Raw genomic sequence first — 406 nt, 5'->3', positions numbered from 1 at the left:
TTAGGGAGGTACTGATGCGGCTTTTGGTGCAGAACGTCCACAAGCGCTTCGGCAAGCTGGAGGCCCTCAAGGGGGTGAGCCTGGAGCTTGGGGCCGGGGAGATCCTGGGCCTTTTGGGCCCCAACGGGGCGGGCAAGACCACCCTCATCAAGGTCGTCCTCGGCCTCCTCCTCCCCGATGGGGGAGAGGTGGTCCTGGAGGAGGGCGGGGCGCGGCGCAGGCCCCAGGGCCACGAGTTCGGCGTCCTCCTGGAGGGAAGCCGCAACCTCTACGTCAACCTGAGCCTCCTGGTGAACGCCCTCTACTTCGGGGGCATCCGGGGGCTTCCCCCAAAGGAAGTCCGCCCCCGGTTTGAGGCCTGGCTGGAGCGCTTCGGCCTAAAGGACCGCCTCCACGCCCCCCTCGC

1 protein-coding gene is annotated in these 406 nt (G+C 68.2%); it reads left to right on the top strand.

The genetic code is table 11. The features are described 5' to 3' along the window. Positions 1-14 precede the first annotated feature (14 nt). Positions 15-406: ATP-binding cassette domain-containing protein (locus L0D17_RS13330; protein WP_243095721.1), on the top strand; the 392-nt coding region annotated here is incomplete at its 3' end.

The sequence above is a fragment of the Thermus thalpophilus genome (genome assembly GCF_022760915.1).
GTDB classification, from domain to species: domain Bacteria; phylum Deinococcota; class Deinococci; order Deinococcales; family Thermaceae; genus Thermus; species Thermus thalpophilus.
Note: the sequence above shows the minus strand (reverse complement) of the source record. Positions and strands in the feature narration are given on the sequence as shown.